The organism is Xenophilus sp. (assembly GCF_044462705.1).
GTDB classification, from domain to species: Bacteria; Pseudomonadota; Gammaproteobacteria; order Burkholderiales; family Burkholderiaceae_C; genus Xenophilus; species Xenophilus azovorans.
In genome coordinates this window covers 1-16194 of record NZ_JBIQNC010000117.1, presented here as the reverse complement: position 1 = coordinate 16194, position 16194 = coordinate 1, and the positions used below count along the sequence as shown (strand labels likewise).

Here is a 16194-nt window from a genome sequence, read left to right as displayed (position 1 = left end):
TCCGGACGGCCGAGCGCCGCCATCGCATCGCTCACCCAGCCGTGGTTGAGCGAGGAGAACAGGGCCTTGTCGCGCAGGGCCAGCCAGGCGGCCGAGTCCTGCAGCGCGGCCAGCGTGCCGGGCTGCGGGCCGAGCATCCACTGCGCATAGGCGCCCAGGCCCTGGCTCATGGCGAAGATGTACAGGCTCTTGACCCGCTCGCCCACGCGGTGCGCCGCCTGCGCGTCGGCCAGCGCCGCCTGCCAGCGGCCCTGCCAGAGGTTGACGCCGGCGCGCCAGCACAGCACCGAGCCTTCGACCTCGTGGCCGGGCCCGGGCAGGGCGGCCAGCGCCTCCTCGAAGCAGGCGTGCGCGTCGTCGAAGCGGCCCAGGTCGCCCAGCGCGCTGGCGCGGCAGGCCAGCGCATAGGCCTCGCCGGGCGAGCGGCGGCCGCCCACGGGCGTGCCGGGGCCTTGCGCCGCGGCGTCGAACAGGTCGAGCGCGCGCGCGTAGTCGGCGGCGGCGGTCAGCGCCTGCCCGAGCAGCACGCGCGCCTGCACGACCAGCGGCACGTCGCGCAGCGCCGTGGCGCTCTCCAGCGCCTGCTCGCAGTGGCCGACGGCGCTCTTCGTCTCGCCCAGCGCGTACTGCAGGTAGGCCAGCCAGTACTGGGCGTAGGCGTGGCCGGCGGCGTCGTCGTGCGCGCGGGCCTGGTCGATGGCGCGGCGCAGCAGCGCCTGCTCGTCGCGCGAGGGGTCGAAGGCCGTCGCCAGGCCCAGCCGCCGCGCCACCGCGCGGCAGGCCTGGTAGCGCCCGGGCGTGGGCGGCAGGCGGTCGAGCATGTGCAGCGTGGCGCGGTACTGGGTCTTGGCGCGGTCGATGGAGGAGGCGGCCATCGCCTTGTCGCCGGCCATGCCGGCGTAGCGCGCCGCCTCGGCGAAATCGGCCGCGCCGGCATGGTGGTAGGCCAGTGCCTCGCAGTGCTCGGCCTCGCCCGCCGGGCCGGCGCGCTCGCGCAGCAGCCGGGCGATCTGCGCATGCATGGCGCGGCGCCGCTGCAGGCCGAGGGTGCCGTACACCACGTCGCGCGTGATGCCGTGCTTGAAGCGCAGGGTGCCCGCCTGCTCGGCAGGGAAGAGCAGGTCCTGCGCGGCCAGGCCGGCCACCACCGGATGCTGCTCGTCGCAGCCGGTGAGCGCCTGCAGCAGCCAGGCCGGCACCACGTTGCCGACGACCGCCGCCGCGCCCAGCACCTCGCCCTGCTGCGGCGGCAGCCGGGACACGCGCGACTCGATCAGCGTCTCCAGCCAGGCCGAGCCGCCGTGCAGGGCGTCCAGCCCGGGGCCGGCCTCGGCCGCGAAGTGGCACAGCTCCTCCAGGAACAGCGGGTTGCCGCCCGAGTGCTGGCGGATGCGGGCGACGACGAAGGGATCGGCCTGCGGCAGCAGGCGGCGGATGGTGGCGTCGGCCTCGGCGCCCGACAGCGGCCCCAGCTCCAGCACCTCGGCGGCAGCCAACTGCGCGTCGCCTGCCTCCAGCGGCCGGGTGGCCAGCAGCAGCAGCAGCGGCGCATCGGCGCGCGCGGCCAGCCGGTAGACGACCTGCCGCGTCGCGGTATCGGCCCACTGCCAGTCGTCGATGAAGAGCGCCTGCGGCGCCTGGCGCGCCAGTGCGGCGAAGAGCCGGGCCAGCGCGCCGGGCATCTGCTGCGCCTGCGCGGCCGCGTCGGTGGCGGCGGCCGGCACCTGCCCCAGCTCGGGATGGCGCTGGCGCAGCGCATCGGGCAGCGCGGCGACGGCCTGCGCCAGCAGCGCCGGCGCCGGCAGGGCCGCCTGCGCGTCGAAGCGCCTGCGCAGCATCTGCAGGAAGGGCTGCAGCGGCTGGGCGCTGAGCTCGCTCTCGCAGTAGCCGCGCCACACGCCGAAGCCGGCGGCCTCGGCCTCCTGCAGGAATTCCTCCGCCAGCCGCGTCTTGCCAACGCCGGCGACGGCCGACACGACCACCAGCCGCGCGCGGCGCCCCTCGCGCGCCTGGTCCAGCGCCGCGCGCAGCCAGCGCAGCTCGGCCTGGCGGCCGACGAAGTCCACCAGGCCGCGCCGCGCCTGCGCCTCGAAGCGGGTGCGCAGCGAGGTGCCGGCCACGATGCGGTGCACGGCCAGGGGCTCGTCGCGGCCCTTGAGTTCGACGCGGCGCTCGTCGGTGTGGAACAGGTGCCGCGCCGGGCCCAGCGTCTCTTCGCTCACCAGGATCTCGTCGCGCTCGGCGATGTCGCTCAGGTGCTTGGCGATGCCCGGCGCGGCGCCGAACAGCTCGAAGCGCCCGGCGATGCCCTGGCCGCCCTCGCGCACCAGCACCAGGCCGGCATGGATGCCGGAATGCACGTCCAGCGAGAAGTTTTCCTCGGGCCCGTAGCGGCCGCGCAGCGCGCGCACCCGCTCGTGCACCTCCAGCGCGGCGCGGGTGGCGCGCAGGCCGTCCTCCTCGCCCGCATGGGGATGGCCGAACAGGGCCTGCAGCCCGTCACCCTGGTACTGGTTGATGGTGCCGCCGTGGCGCTGCACCGCCTCGTTGAAGACGCGGCGCACGTCGTCCTGCAGGGCGGCGAAGATCTCGGCCTCCAGCAGCGCCGACAGGCGGGTGGAGTCCGACAGGTCGGTGAACAGCACCGTCATGTGGCGGCGCAGCTCGGCCGCCGCACCGGCACCCGCCCCTTCGACCGCCATCGCCTTCGCCTGTCCGTGCTCCACCCCGGGATTGTGGCGCCTCGTTCACATTTCGCAACAGCAGGCCGGGCCGGCGCCCGGCCGTGCTGTCACCAACGCGCGGGCAGCGGCTGCAGCAGCACGAGGCGGCGCTCGCGCACGGCCAGGTAACCGCCTGTTTCAAGATCCTTGAGCAGGCGGCTGACCATCTCGCGCGAACAGCCGACCTCGGAGGCCAGGCTCTGGTGCGTCAGCCGCTCGGCGATCGCCTGCACGCCGTCGGGGCCGGGCGCGGCGCGCTGCTCCAGCACGCGGCGCAGGCGGCTGTAGACGTCCAGCAGGGCCATGCTGCGCGCGCTCTCGGTGGCCAGGCGGGCGCGGCGGATCAGGCGGGTGACCAGGCCGAGGGTGAATTCCGGGTCCTCGGCCATGTGGCGCAGCACGCTCTCGCGGGTGACGACCACGCAGGTGCTGGGCTCGGCCGCCTCCACGCTGGCCGAGCGCGGGCCGCCGTCGAGCGACATCTCGCCCACGTACTCGCCGGGCCCGTGGTGCCCCAGCGTGACTTCGCGCCCGCGCGCGTCGGAGACGAAGGCGCGCAGCCGGCCGGCCAGCACGATGTAGATCGCGTCGCCGCCCTCGCCTTCCTGGATGAGCAGCGTGCGCGCGCGAAAGCGCCGCTGCACCCCGCGCGCGGCCAGCCGGGCCACGTCGGGCGGCAGGTCGGCAGAGGGCGGGCTGGCGCGGGGCGCAGGTGGACTGGGCGGCATGCGCGGACTATAGGTCCGCGCCGCGCCGGGGTTCGTCCGGCTGCTACTGGTTGGCGGCCACCATGCGCAGCGTGGAGACGATCTGCGGCATGCGGGTGACGCGGTGGACGATGTCGCGGATGCTGCTGGCGCCGGTCTTCAGGCGCATGTTCTTGATGTGCGTGCGCACCGTGGACAGGCAGATGCCCTGGCGCTCGGCGATCTCCTCGGCCGCCTTGCCTGCACACAACTGGGCCAGCACCGACTGCTCGGTGGGCGTGAGGCCGCGCGAGCGGGCGTACATCTGCAGCGTCAGCGGCTGCACGCCGGTGCGGCGGCTGCAGATGACCAGCACGCCGTCGATCGCGCCGCCGGCGCGCCCGCCGGCCAGGGGCACGAAGGCCAGGCTCAGCGGCTCCTCCGCGTGCTCCAGCTCGACGATGCTGCGGCAGTCGCGCTCGGCGTCGTGCAGGGCCAGGCGGATGCGCGCATGCCCGGTGCCGCTGGCGGCGCACAGCACGCCGCCCTGCCCCACGCGCAGCGCGCGCTGGGTGGCCAGCTCGCGCTGCGCCGGGTGGTTGGCGTGCAGGATGCGGCCGCCCAGGTCGAGCAGCAGCAGGCCGTGGTCGATCTCGTCCAGCGCACGCGAGAACAGGGCGGCCAGCATCGCCTCCGGCAGGCGCGGGGCGGGTTCGGACGCGGCCGGGACGACGGCGGACATCAAGGGCTGCGGGGATGGCATCGGGCGCTCCTTCCTCATTTGTGATGAGAAGAGAGTGTGAAAAAACGCACGCCCGGCGGGCGGTGAATATCACCGCCGCTTTTGTGATCCATTCACCTTTGGCGCTATCTTTTCGATAGCGCGTCGGCCTTCAGCCGATCAGCCGCTCCAGCGCCTCGCGGTACTTGGCCGCCGTCTTGTCGATGACCTCGCGCGGCAGGCGCGGCGCCGGCGGGGTCTTGTCCCAGGGCTTGCCGTGGATGCGCACGGCCTCCAGCCAGTCGCGCACGAACTGCTTGTCGAAGCTCGGCGGGTTGGCGCCGGCGGCCAGCGCCTCCTCGTAGCCCTCCACCGGCCAGTAGCGCGAGCTGTCGGGCGTGAGCACCTCGTCCATCAGCACCAGCGCGCCGTCGGCGTCCAGGCCGAACTCGAACTTGGTGTCGGCGATGATCATGCCCTTGGTCAGGGCGATGGCAGCGGCCGTCTCGTACAGCGCGATGCTGGTCTCGCGGATCTGCTGCGCCAGCTTCGGGCCGACCAGCTCGACCACGCGGTCGTAGCTGATGTTCTCGTCGTGCTCGCCCGCCGCCGCCTTGGCCGCCGGCGTGAAGATGGCGCGCGGCAGCCTGGCGGCGTTGGTCAGGCCCTCGGGCAGCGGCACGCCGCACACCGAGCGGCTCTCCTGGTACTCCTTCCAGCCGCTGCCGGCCAGGTAGCCGCGCACCACCGCCTCGACCGGGATCGGCTTGAGGCGCTTGACCAGCATCGAGCGGCCCTCGACCTGCGGCACTTCCTCGGGCCGCACCACGCTTTCGGGCGCCTCGCCGGTCAGGTGGTTGGGGCACAGGCCGCCCAGGCGCTCGAACCACCACAGCGCCATCTTCGTCAGGATCTCGCCCTTGCCCGGGATGGGCTCGCCCATGATCACGTCGAAGGCCGAGAGGCGGTCGCTGGCGACCATCAGGATGCGGTCCTCGCCCACCGCGTAGTTGTCGCGCACCTTGCCGCGCGCGAGCAGGGGCAGGCTCTGGATGGAGGAGGTGTGGACGGTCGTGGTCATGGTGCGGCGGGAGAAGACAGGCGCGGGGCCGGCAGGCGGCCATTGTGCGCAGAAAAAAGCCACCGCGAGCGGTGGCCGGGCGCGTCGGGCGGGGGCCTGCCCCCGCCGCTGCACATCAGGTGAGGGAGGCCTGGTAGATCGACTCGACGGCCTTGTCCAGCGCGGCGTCGAACTCGGCGTCGGACTGCTGGGCGCTGAGGCCCTCGGTCAGCGCGCGGCTGAAGCTGGCGATCACGCCGGGGTTCTTCGCCAGCATGGCGTTCGACTCGTCGCGGCTGTAGCCGCCCGACAGGGCCACCACGCGCACCACCTTCGGGTGCTTCACCAGCTCGCCGTAGAAGCCGTCCACCGTCGGGATGGTCAGCTTGAGCATGACCTTCTGGTCGGCGCCCAGCGCGTCGAGCTGCTTCAGGATGGCGGCCTTGAGCAGCGCCTCGGCCTCCTTCTTGTCGGTGGCCTTGATGTTGACCTCGGGCTCGATGATGGGCATGAGGCCGGCCGCCAGGATCTGCTTGCCGACGGCGAACTGCTGCTCGACCACGGCGTCGATGCCCTTCGGGTTGGCGGCGTTGACCACCGAGCGCATCTTGGTGCCGAAGATGCCCTTCTTCACCGCGCGCGCCAGCAGCGCGTCCAGCTCGGGCATCGGCTTCATCGTCTGCACGCCATCGGCCTCGGCGGCCAGGCCCTTGTCCACCTTCAGGAAGGGCACGACCTGCTTCTTCTCCCACAGGTAGGCGGCGGCGTCCTGGCCGTCGAACTGGCGGTCCATGGTCATCTCGAACAGGATCGCGCCCAGCACGCGCTGGCCGCTGAAGGCCGGGCTGGTCACGATGCGGCTGCGCATCGCGTGCACCAGGTCGAACATCTCGGCCTCGTCCTTGTAGGCCGACTCCTCGACACCGTAGAGCTTGAGGGCCTTGGGCGTGCTGCCGCCGCTCTGGTCCAGCGCGGCGATGAAGCCCTTGCCGGTGGAAACCTTGTTCAGCTGTTCCTGGTTCACTGTGTCGCTCTCTTCGTCGTCGTTCGGGGGGAGCCGCCGGGGCGGCGCGGTCAGCCGGGGATTGTAGAAGGCGGGTTATCCCCTACCGCGCCGTGCCGATTTCAAAAGGCAAGCGGCAAGCGCGGCCCGTCAGGACGCCCGGCAGATCTTGAGCATGTTGGTCCCGCCCGGCGCCCCCATCGGCTCGCCGCAGGTGATGGCGTAGACGTCGCCGCTTTGCACGATGCCGCGCGTCTTCAGGTGCCGCTCGGCCTGGTCCAGCGCGGCGTCGCGGTCGTTCTCGGAATCCATCAGCAGCGGCCGCACGTTGCGGTACAGCGCCATCTTGCGCTGCGTCGCCAGACGGGACGTGAGCGCGTACACCGGGATGTGCGCCGCATGCCGGCTCATCCACAGCGCCGTGGAGCCCGATTCGGTGAGCGCGACGATCGCCTTGGCGCCCAGGTGGTGCGCGGTGAACAGCGCGCCCATGGCGATGGACTGGTCGATGCGGGTGTAGTGGCCGCTGAAGTCCAGGTCGCGCGTGGTGTCCTCGGCCTGCTCGGCGGCCTCGCAGATGCGGCTCATCTCCTGCACCGTCTCCAGCGGATAGCGGCCGGAGGCGGTCTCGGCGCTGAGCATCACGGCGTCGGTGCCGTCGAGCACGGCGTTGGCCACGTCGCTCACCTCGGCGCGGGTGGGCACCGGGTTGGTGATCATCGACTCCATCATCTGCGTGGCGGTGATGACGACCTTGTCCATCTCGCGCGCCATGCGGATCATCTTCTTTTGCAGCGCCGGCACGGCGGCGTTGCCCACCTCCACCGCCAGGTCGCCGCGCGCGACCATGATGCCGTCGCTGGTGGCCATGATCTCGTCGAGCTTGGGGATCGCCTCGGCACGCTCGATCTTGGCGATCATGCCGGGCTTGTGGCCCCACTCGGCGCCGGCCACGTTGCACAGCTGGCGCGCCATCTCCATGTCGGTCGCGTTCTTCGGGAAGCTCACCGCCACATAGTCGGCCTGGAAGCTCATCGCCGTCTTGAGGTCTTCCATGTCCTTGGCCGTGAGCGCCGGCGCGGTGAGGCCGCCGCCCTGCTTGTTGATGCCCTTGTTGTTCGACAGCTCGCCGCCCAGCTTCACCGTGGTGTGGACGGCGTCGCCGACCACCGCGTCGACGGTCAGCACGATCAGCCCGTCGTTCAGCAGCAGCCGGTCGCCGGGCTTCACGTCGCGCGGCAGGTCCTTGTAGTCCAGCCCCACCGCATCCACGTCGCCCGGCTCGGTGCGGGCGGCGTCGAGCACGAACTTCGCGCCCGGCTCCAGCCAGACCTTGCCCTCGGCGAACCGGCCCACGCGGATCTTCGGGCCCTGCAGGTCGGCCATGATGGCCACCTCGCGCCCGGCGCGGCGCGCCGCCTCGCGCACCATCGCCGCGCGCGCGATGTGGTCCTGCGCCGTGCCGTGGCTGAAGTTCAGCCGCACCACGCTGACCTTGTGCACGATCATCTGCTCCAGCAGCTCGGGCGTGCTGGAAGCCGGTCCCAGCGTGGCGACGATCTTGGTGGCGTGGCGGGGAAGGCGGTCGGCAGGCATGGACGGTGTCTCCATCAGTTTGTATTCTCAACTGTATACACTTTTCGCCCGGGAGGGAATCCCCGGCTGGCGCGGCGCCGCGGAAAACGGCGGCGCGATAGGATGACACGGCCACCCGCCTCCTGAGGATCGCCCATGCCCTTCATCGCCATGAACCGCTTCCGCATCGTGCCCGGCCGCGAGGACGAATTCGTCGAGATGTGGCGGCAGCGGGACAGCTACCTGTCGAACGTGCCCGGCTTCGTCGAATTCCACCTGCTGCGCGGGCCCACGACGGACGAGCACACCCTGTTCGCCTCGCACACGGTCTGGGCGTCGCGCGCCCACTTCGAGGACTGGACGCGCTCGGAAGCCTTCCGCGCCGCGCATGCGGGCGCCGGACAGAAGCGCGACCTGTACCTCGGGCCGCCGCAACTGGAGCTGTTCGACGCGGTGATCTGACCTCAGCCCGCCGCCCGCTTCTCCAGGATCTCGAAGGCCGGGAGCTGCTTGCCCTCCAGCACTTCCAGGAAGGCGCCGCCGCCGGTGGAGATGTAGCCCACGTCCTTCTCGATGCCGTACTTGGCGATGGCCGCCAGCGTGTCGCCGCCGCCCGCGATGGAAAAGGCGCTGCTGGCCGCGATGGCCCGCGCGATGGTCTCGGTGCCGTGCGCGAAGGCGTCGAACTCGAACACGCCCACCGGCCCGTTCCAGACGATGGTGCCGGCCTCGCGCAACTGCGCGGCGAGCTGCCCGGCGGTCTTCGGGCCGATGTCGAGGATCAGGTCGTCCTCGGCCACGTCGGCTGCCGCCTTCACGGTGGCGGGCGCGTCAGCGGCGAAGGTCTTGGCCGTGACCACGTCCACCGGGATCGGCACCGCCGCGCCGCGCGCGCGCATGGCCTCGATCACCGCCTTGGCCTCGCCCAGCAGGTCGGGCTCGGCCAGCGACTTGCCGATGGGCAGGCCCGCCGCCAGCATGAAGGTGTTGGCGATGCCGCCGCCCACGATGAGCTGGTCCACGTTCTTCGCCAGGCTCTGCAGAATGGTGAGCTTGGTGCTGACCTTGGAGCCGGCCACGATGGCCACCAGCGGGCGCTTCGGCTGCGCCAGCGCCTTGGAGATGGCGTCGATCTCGGCCGCCAGCAGCGGGCCGGCGCAGGCCACCTTGGCGAACCGGGCGATGCCGTAGGTGGTCGCCTCGGCGCGGTGGGCGGTGCCGAAGGCGTCGTTGACGTAGATGTCGGTGAGCGCGGCGAGCTTTTTCGCCAGCGCCTCGTCGTTCTTCTTCTCGCCCTTGTTGAGGCGGCAGTTCTCCAGCAGCACCACGCTGCCGGGCTGCACGTCGACGCCGTCGACCCAGTCGGCCACCAGCGGCACCTCGCGGCCAAGCAGCTCGCCCAGCCGCGCGGCGACCGGCGCCAGCGAATCCTCGGGCTTGAACTCGCCCTCCTTCGGGCGGCCCAGGTGCGAGGTGACCATCACGGCCGCGCCGGCGTCCAGCGCCATGCGGATGCACGGCACCGAGGCGCGGATGCGCGTGTCCTCGGTGATGGCGCCGCTGTCGTCCTGCGGCACGTTGAGATCGGCACGGATGAACACGCGCTGGCCGGCAACCTTGCCTTGCGCGCACAGATCGGAAAAACGGAGGATGTCCATGATCGAAGCCCGGGAAGTTGGAAGGCGGAAGCGGCGGCCGGCGGGGCCGCGGCGATGCTGGATTTCATTGTAGGTTTGGCCTCTTCGGCTGCTGGGTCACCAGCAGTTCGACGAAGGCCTGCGCCGCGGGCGACAGCGAGCGCCGCGCGGGCGTGTAGACGCAGACGTCGCGGTCGAAGTCCGGCGCGGTGAGCCGCACCATCGCCAGTCCCCAGGCCCGCACCAGCGGCGCCGAGTAGGTCGGGCAGACCGTGAGGCCCAGGCCGTTGGCGGCCATGCCGATGGCCGTGGTCATGTACGAGACCTCCTGCGTGCCCGGCTGCTGGATCCATTCGCGCAGCTCGGCCGCCAGCTCGGGGCCGATGCGGGCGCGGAAGTCACGGGTCGGCGCGATGAAGGGCCATGCGGCGAGCTCGCGCCACCGCACCGAGCGACGCCGCGCCAGCGGATGCGCCTGCGGGCACACCAGCCAATGGCGGTCGCGCAGGAGCGCGCGGCGCTCGACGGCTTCGTCCACTGGCACGTCCTGGCCGACCGCCAGCTCGACCTGCCCGCTGCGCAGGCCGTCGAGCAGCCGCTCCGGCAGGGTGTCGGCCAGGCGGACTTCCACGTCCGGGTAGCGCGCGCGGTAGGCCGCGATCACCGGCGGCATGAAGGCGCAGGCCATGAGCTGCGGCGCCGCCAGCCGCAGCACGCCCTTCTTCTTGTCGCGCAGATCGGTCACGCCGGCCACCGCGCCCGCCAACTCGGCCAGCAGGCGCTGGGCCGAAGGCAGGAACTCGCGGCCGGCCTCCGTCAGCAGCACCTGGCGGGTATGGCGGTCCAGCAGCTGCACGCCCATCTCGCGCTCCAGCTCGCGCACCAGCACGCTCAGGGCCGACTGCGTCAGGTGCAGCGTCCGCGCGGCCGCGGTGAAGCTGCCGGCCTCGGCCACCGCGACGAAGGCGCGCAACTGGCGCAGGGTGAGATTCATGGCCATCCTTCATCAATCGATGAATTAATTTCGATTGCATCATAGAAGACGCTGCGGCCCAATGGCGCCTCGCGTCGGCCGGGAGGCCGCGCCGAACGGAGACGAGACCAATGCCGATGGACCCCCTGCCCGTGCCCGTGCGCGGCCTGCACCACTTTGCCTGGCGCTGCCGCGACAGCGAGGAGACGCGCCGCTTCTGGGAAGACCTGCTGGGCCTGCCGCTGGTGCACGTGATCAAGAACGACCACGTGCCCAGCACGGGCGAGTACTGCCCCTACGTCCACATCTTCTTCCAGATGCGCGACGGCTCGTACATCGCCTTCTTCGACCTCGGCGACGACGTGCAGGCCGAGCCCTCGCCCAACACGCCCGCCTGGGTGAACCACATCGCGCTGCGGGTGGACTCGGTGGACGACCTGCGCAGCGCCAAGGCGCGGCTGGAAGCGGCCGGCGTGCAGGTGCTGGGCATCACCGACCACCACATCATCGACTCGATCTACTTCTTCGACCCCAACGGCATCCGGGTGGAACTGACCACCCCCACGGTGCCCCCGGCCGAGATGGAGGCCCATGCCCGGGTGGCGCATGCCGAGCTGGAGGCGTGGACGCAGCGCAAAGCGCTGCTGCGCCACGAGCGCGCTGGGGCCACGCATGCCTGAGCTGCAACTCGCCGTCATCGACGTCAAGCCCGGCGCGGCGCTGGAGAGCCAGTCCGGCCTGCAGATGCTGCGGCCGCGCATCTTCGGCGCCTTCATGGCACCGGCGGGCCCGAGGAAGGTCGCGGCCATCGTGATGCACCCGACCAGCAACTTCATGGGCCACTACCTCATCGGCCCGCTGGCCGAGCGCGGCATCTGCTGCCTGGGCCTGAACTCGCGCTACATGGGCAACGACACGCTGCTGCTGATGGAGCGCGCCATCCAGGACCTGGGCGCCGGCGTGAAGCACCTGCGCGCGATGGGTTACGAGAAGATCGTGCTGGTCGGCAACTCCGGCGGCGCGGCGCTGGCCAGCTTCTACCAGGCGCAGGCCGAGCGGCTGACCGCCACGCACTTCCCGGACGGCGACCCCACGCACCTGCATCCCGACGACCTGCCGCCGGTGGACGGCATCGCGCTGGCCGCCGCGCACCTGGGCCGCTCGCGCCTGCTGGCCGACTGGATCGACCCGTCGGTGACGGACGAGCACGATCCGCTGTCGGTCGACCCGGCGCTCGACATGTACGACCCGCGCCACCGGGTGCCCTACGAGGCCGCGTTCCTCGCGCGCTTCAAGGGCGCGCAGCAGGCGCGGCTGCAGCGCATCGAGCAGTGGGCGCTCAACCGCCTGGAGCAGCTGCGCAGCACGCCGGGCGCCCCGCGCGACCAGGCCTTCATCGTCTACCGCACCCATGCCGACCCGCGCTGCGTGGACCTCTCGCTCGACCCGAACGACCGCGCCCCCGGCAGCGTGTGGGGCGACGCGCGGCAGGTGAACTACTCGGCCAACGCGATGGGCCGCACCACCTCGCTCACGGCCTTCCTGTCGCAGTGGTCCTCGCGCTCGCAGGCCGACGGCCCGGCCAACCTCGCGCGCACCAGCTGCCCCAAGCTCCTGCTGACGTACACCGCCGACCAGTCGACCTTCCCGAGCACGCGCGATGCCTGGCTGGCCGCCGGCGGCGAGCACATCCGCAACGTCGACATCGTGGGCGGCAACCACTACCTGGCCGGCCAGCCGGAGCTGGTGCCCCGGGCGGCGGACGCCATCGCCGAGTTCGCCCACGCGCTCTGAGCGCCCAGGCGCACGGCGCCACGGACACACGAGACAAAGAAGAGAGACAGCCCCGCCATGGAAACCTTCCGCTTCGCCGAGCCCTACGAGCTCCCGAGCTGGCCTTTCACGCCGCCGCCCGAACTCGGCGGCGCGGCCATGCGCCACCCCATCGTGATCGTCGGCGGCGGCCTCTCCGGCCTGACGCTGGCCTGCGACCTCGCCGTGCGCGGCATCCGCTGCGTGCTGCTGGACGAGGACGACACCGTCGGCGTGCGCGGCGCCTCCTCGCGCGGCATCTGCTACGCGCAGAAGAGCCTGGAGATCTTCGCGCGCCTGGGCATCTACGAACGCATCGCCGCCAAGGGCATCACCTGGTCGTTCGGCCGGACCTTCTCGGGCGACGAGGAGGTCTACAGCTTCAACCTCCGGACGGACAGCGTCTCCGTCCAGCCGCCCTTCATCAACCTGCAGCAGTTCTACATCGAGTGGTTCCTGGTCGAGCGCATCCTCGAACTGGGCCTGACCGAGCTGCGCTGGAAGAACCGCCTCACCCGCATCGAGCCGGGCGAGGACGGCGTGACGCTGGAGGTGGACACGCCCGCCGGCGCCTACGCACTGCACGCCGACTACGTCATCGACGCCACGGGCGCCAACAGCCCCATCCGCACGCAGCTCGCGCTGCCCGCCCGTGCCTCGCGCAGCACCGACCGCTGGTGCATCAGCGACGTGCGCTTCACGAAACCGCTGCCCATCGAGCGCTGGACCTGGGTGGACGCGCCCTTCAACGAAGGCCGGGGCGTCTGGCAGCACCTGATGGGCGACGGCGTGTGGCGCATGGACTACCAGATGCCCGAGGACTGCGACACGGACGAGATCAGCCAGCCCGAGGTGGCCGGCGCCCGGCTGCGCGAACAGCTCGGGCCGGACGTCGAGTTCGAGTTCGTCTGGATCGGCCCCTACGGCTACCGCGACCACCTGCTGGAGCGCTTCCGCCACGGCCGCCTCTTCTTCATCGGCGATGCGGCGCACGTGGTCAGCCCCTTCGGCGCGCGCGGCGGCAACACGGGCATCCAGGATGCCGCCAACCTGGCCTGGAAACTCGCGCTGGTGCTCGGAGGGCATGCGGACGCGTCGCTGCTGGACAGCTACGACGCCGAGCGCCGGCCGGCGGCCGAGAAGAACCTGGAAGTGACGAGCCGCTCTGCGCGCTTCCTCGCGCCGCGCTCGCCGGCGGAGCACACGCTGCGCCGCGCGGTGGTCGCGCTGGCCCGGCACCACGCCTTCGCCCGCGGCCTGGTGAACACCGGCCGCATGTCGGTCGCCAACGACTACCCGCCCGCGCCGCACCTGCCCGACGGCAGCCGTACGGTGCAGAACGTGGCGCTGCGCGCCGCCGACGGCGCGGACACCACGCTCATGCAGCTGCTGGGCCAGGGCACCCGCGGCCTGGCGCTGTGGCGCGCGCCCGGCGACGGGGCCGCGCAGGCGATGTCGGCCGCGCTGGCCGGCCTGCCGGCTCGCCTCGCCGCGCTGGGCGGCAGCAGCGGCCTGCCCACCTTCGAAGCCGGCGAGGCCGAACTGGCCCACCTCGGCCTCGCGGCGCCCGGCAGCCTGCTGCTGGTGCGGCCCGACGGCTACCGCGCCGCGCTGCTGCCGGCGCCCGACCCCGACACCACGGCCGAGGCCGTGCGCACCGCCTTCGCGCTGAACCGAGCCTGAGCATGCCGCTGATCACCGAGCCCCACATCCCCGACCCCGACGGCTTCTATGCCGCCTGGCTGCAGGCCCACGAGGGCCTGAGCGAAGCGCAGAGCGCCGACCTCAACGCCCGCCTGGTGCTGCTGCTGGCCAACCAATGCGCAGACCAGCAGGTGCTGCTGGCCTGCATCGACGCCGCCCGCGAGGCGGCCTGAACCCGGCCCCGCCCACGATGAACACCTCCGTCTCCTTCGCCTCCGCCTCCGACACCCGCGAGCAGAAGCCCCAGGTGCGCGAACTCGCGCCCAACGTCTACGGCTACATCAGCGACTTCGATCCCAACTGCGGCTTCGTGGTCGGCGACGAGCATGTCGTGCTGATCGACACGCGTCCCACGCCGCGCATGGCGCGCGACTTCCTGGCGGCCATCCGCACGGTGACCGACAAGCCGGTCAGGTTCATCGTGCTCACGCACTACCACGCGGTGCGCGTGATGGGCGCCAGCGCCTTTCCGCAGGTGCAGGCCATCGTCGCCAGCAACGGCACGCTGGACTGGATCCGCACGCGCGGCCAGGCCGACTTCGATTCGGAAGTGGGCCGCTTCCCGCGCCTGTTCGCGGGCGTGGAAGAGATCCCCGGCCTGACGATGCCGACCATGAGCTTCGAGCGCGAGATGAGCCTGTGGCTGGACGGCGGCCGCGAACTGCGGCTGCTGGCCCTGGGCCGCGGCCATTCGGGCGGCGACACGGTGGCCTGGCTGCCGGACTGCGGCGTGTGCTTCTCGGGCGACGTGGTCGAGAACCATTGCGGCGTGTACGCCGGCGACGCCTACATCCGCGACTGGGCCGGCACGCTCGATGCGGTCAAGGCGCTGCGGCCGCGCGTGCTGGTGCCCGGCCGCGGCGCCGTGCTGCAGGGCGAGGCCGCCTGCGGCGAGGCCATCGACCTGACGAAGGACTTCCTCGCCACCCTGCTGGGCGCGGTGCGCGCCGGCATCGACGCAGGCGACACGCTCAAGGGCTGCTTCGCGCGCGCCGAGGCGGCCATGACGCCGCGCTTCGGCGACTGGCCGGTGTTCCAGCACGTGCTGCCCTTCGACGTCTCGCGCGCCTACGACGAGCTGACCGGCACCGAGCACCCCGTGATCTGGACCGCGGAGCGCGACCGCGCGCTCTGGCAGGTGCTGCGCGGCTGAGCCTTCCTTCCCTTTCCCATCCCACTCCAAGGAGACAACCCGATGAAGCAACTCGTGCGCGCCCTCGGCGCCGCCGCCGCCCTGGCCCTGGCAGCCGGCGCCGCCCTGGCACAGGCCTATCCCAGCCAGCCGCTGAAGTGGATCGTGCCCTACGTGGCCGGCGGAGGCACCGACAACCTGGCGCGCAACCTGGCTGAAGCGATGCAGGCCGACTTCGGCCAGCCGATCATCATCGACAACCGCCCCGGCGCCTCCACCAACATCGGCGTGGCGGCGATGATGGCGGCCAAGCCGGACGGCTACACCATCATGCAGGCGGAGAACGCCGCGCTGCTCTTCAACGAGCACATGTTCGGCAAGCTGCCGTACAACCCGGCCAGCGACTTCACCTACATCGGCACCATCGGCCGCTTTCCGGTGGCGCTGGTGGTGCACCCGGATTTCCCGGCGAAGACGCTCGCGGAGTTCACCGCCTACGCGAAGGCCAACGGCGACAAGCTGAGCTACGCCTCGCCCGGCAACGGCTCGCCGCACCACATGGCGATGGAGCTGTTCAAGCAGCAGGCCGGGCTGAACATCACGCACGTGCCCTACAAGGGCGCCGCGCCGGCCATGACCGACGTGATGGGCGGCCAGGTGCCGATCATGATGCTGGACCTGGCCTCGGGCCTGCCCATCATCAAGTCCGGCAAGGTCCGCGCGCTGGCCATCGCGCTGCCGCAGCGCGCCAGCGCCCTGCCCGAGCTGCCGACCTTCGCCGAACTCGGCCTCAAGGGCGTGAACGCCTACGCCTTCCACGGCCTCATCGGCCCGAAGGGCATGCCCAAGGAAGCCGTGGCGCGTCTCAATGCGGGGCTGCACAAGGCGATGCAGTCTCCCAAGGTCGTCAGGCTCTTCGCCGATTTCGGCTTCGAGCCGATGCCGGGCACGCCCGAGGACTTCTACCGGACGGCGCGCGCCGAGAGCGAGCGCTGGGGCAAGGTGATCGCGGCGGCGGGCGTGAAGCTGGACTGATCGGAGACAACCATGCCTGACGCCATGCCGGCAGATCTGCCGCCGCCGGTGGGCCGCTTCCACTACACGCGCTTCGCGCCGCGCCTGCCCGCGCTGCAGGACGGCACGGAGACGCAGCGCCACGCAGTGGCGA

15 protein-coding genes are annotated in these 16194 nt (G+C 71.8%); 7 read left to right on the top strand and 8 right to left on the bottom strand.

The features are described 5' to 3' along the window. From ACIY1X_RS16960 to pyk, 6 genes are all read right to left on the bottom strand, one after another. Positions 1-2702 (bottom strand): AAA family ATPase (locus tag ACIY1X_RS16960; protein ID WP_399682641.1); only part of this gene is annotated, 2702 nt, incomplete at its 3' end. 89 nt (positions 2703-2791) lie between these two features. Then, a complete protein-coding gene (locus tag ACIY1X_RS16955) occupies positions 2792-3451 on the bottom strand; it encodes a Crp/Fnr family transcriptional regulator (RefSeq protein WP_399682638.1) in 660 nt (219 codons plus the stop codon). 43 nt (positions 3452-3494) lie between these two features. Next, on the bottom strand, positions 3495-4172 hold the full coding sequence (locus tag ACIY1X_RS16950) for a LuxR C-terminal-related transcriptional regulator (RefSeq protein WP_399682635.1): 678 nt from the start codon (positions 4170-4172) through the stop codon (positions 3495-3497). A 130-nt stretch (positions 4173-4302) separates the two neighbouring features. Further along, the gene (locus ACIY1X_RS16945; RefSeq protein ID WP_399682632.1) at positions 4303-5211 is read right to left on the bottom strand and encodes a phosphoribosylaminoimidazolesuccinocarboxamide synthase; all 909 of its coding nucleotides are present in this window, start codon (positions 5209-5211) and stop codon (positions 4303-4305) included. 115 nt (positions 5212-5326) lie between these two features. Beyond that, positions 5327-6214 (bottom strand): fructose bisphosphate aldolase, encoded by an 888-nt coding sequence (locus ACIY1X_RS16940; protein WP_399682629.1) that lies wholly within the window; start codon positions 6212-6214, stop codon positions 5327-5329. Positions 6215-6343: 129 nt separating this feature from the next. Next, positions 6344-7789 (bottom strand): pyruvate kinase, encoded by a 1446-nt coding sequence (gene pyk, locus ACIY1X_RS16935; protein ID WP_038200445.1) that lies wholly within the window; start codon positions 7787-7789, stop codon positions 6344-6346. Positions 7790-7924: 135 nt separating this feature from the next. Here pyk and ACIY1X_RS16930 point away from each other — a divergent pair, with 135 nt between their 5' ends. Continuing rightward, positions 7925-8230 carry an antibiotic biosynthesis monooxygenase gene (locus ACIY1X_RS16930; RefSeq protein WP_038200446.1) on the top strand — a complete coding sequence of 102 codons (306 nt, stop codon included), beginning with the start codon at positions 7925-7927 and terminating at the stop codon, positions 8228-8230. A gap of 2 nt (positions 8231-8232) precedes the next feature. On the opposite strand, the gene ACIY1X_RS16925 is transcribed toward ACIY1X_RS16930, so the two are convergent. Continuing rightward, positions 8233-9426: a phosphoglycerate kinase gene (locus ACIY1X_RS16925; protein ID WP_399682625.1), complete on the bottom strand. Its 1194-nt coding sequence runs from the start codon at positions 9424-9426 to the stop codon at positions 8233-8235. Between the two features lie 64 nt (positions 9427-9490). After that, on the bottom strand, positions 9491-10399 hold the full coding sequence (locus tag ACIY1X_RS16920; RefSeq protein WP_399682623.1) for a LysR family transcriptional regulator: 909 nt from the start codon (positions 10397-10399) through the stop codon (positions 9491-9493). A gap of 110 nt (positions 10400-10509) precedes the next feature. Between ACIY1X_RS16920 and ACIY1X_RS16915 the strand changes: the two genes are divergently transcribed. The 6 genes from ACIY1X_RS16915 to ACIY1X_RS16890 are packed head-to-tail and all read left to right on the top strand — an operon-like array spanning position 10510 to position 16061. Next, a complete protein-coding gene (locus tag ACIY1X_RS16915; RefSeq protein ID WP_399682620.1) occupies positions 10510-11058 on the top strand; it encodes a VOC family protein in 549 nt (182 codons plus the stop codon). Beyond that, complete coding sequence (locus ACIY1X_RS16910; protein WP_399682617.1) at positions 11051-12172, top strand: alpha/beta hydrolase family protein; 1122 nt, start codon at positions 11051-11053, stop codon at positions 12170-12172. Before ACIY1X_RS16915 ends, ACIY1X_RS16910 begins: the two co-directional genes overlap by 8 nt. Positions 12173-12229: 57 nt before the next feature. After that, positions 12230-13873 (top strand): FAD-dependent oxidoreductase, encoded by a 1644-nt coding sequence (locus ACIY1X_RS16905; RefSeq protein WP_399682614.1) that lies wholly within the window; start codon positions 12230-12232, stop codon positions 13871-13873. An 8-nt stretch (positions 13874-13881) separates the two neighbouring features. Then, positions 13882-14067 (top strand): DUF2783 domain-containing protein, encoded by a 186-nt coding sequence (locus ACIY1X_RS16900; RefSeq protein ID WP_084216773.1) that lies wholly within the window; start codon positions 13882-13884, stop codon positions 14065-14067. A gap of 17 nt (positions 14068-14084) precedes the next feature. Beyond that, on the top strand, positions 14085-15047 hold the full coding sequence (locus ACIY1X_RS16895) for an MBL fold metallo-hydrolase (RefSeq protein WP_038200452.1): 963 nt from the start codon (positions 14085-14087) through the stop codon (positions 15045-15047). 42 nt (positions 15048-15089) lie between these two features. Continuing rightward, the gene (locus ACIY1X_RS16890; protein WP_399682611.1) at positions 15090-16061 is read left to right on the top strand and encodes a Bug family tripartite tricarboxylate transporter substrate binding protein; all 972 of its coding nucleotides are present in this window, start codon (positions 15090-15092) and stop codon (positions 16059-16061) included. Positions 16062-16194 lie beyond the last annotated feature (133 nt).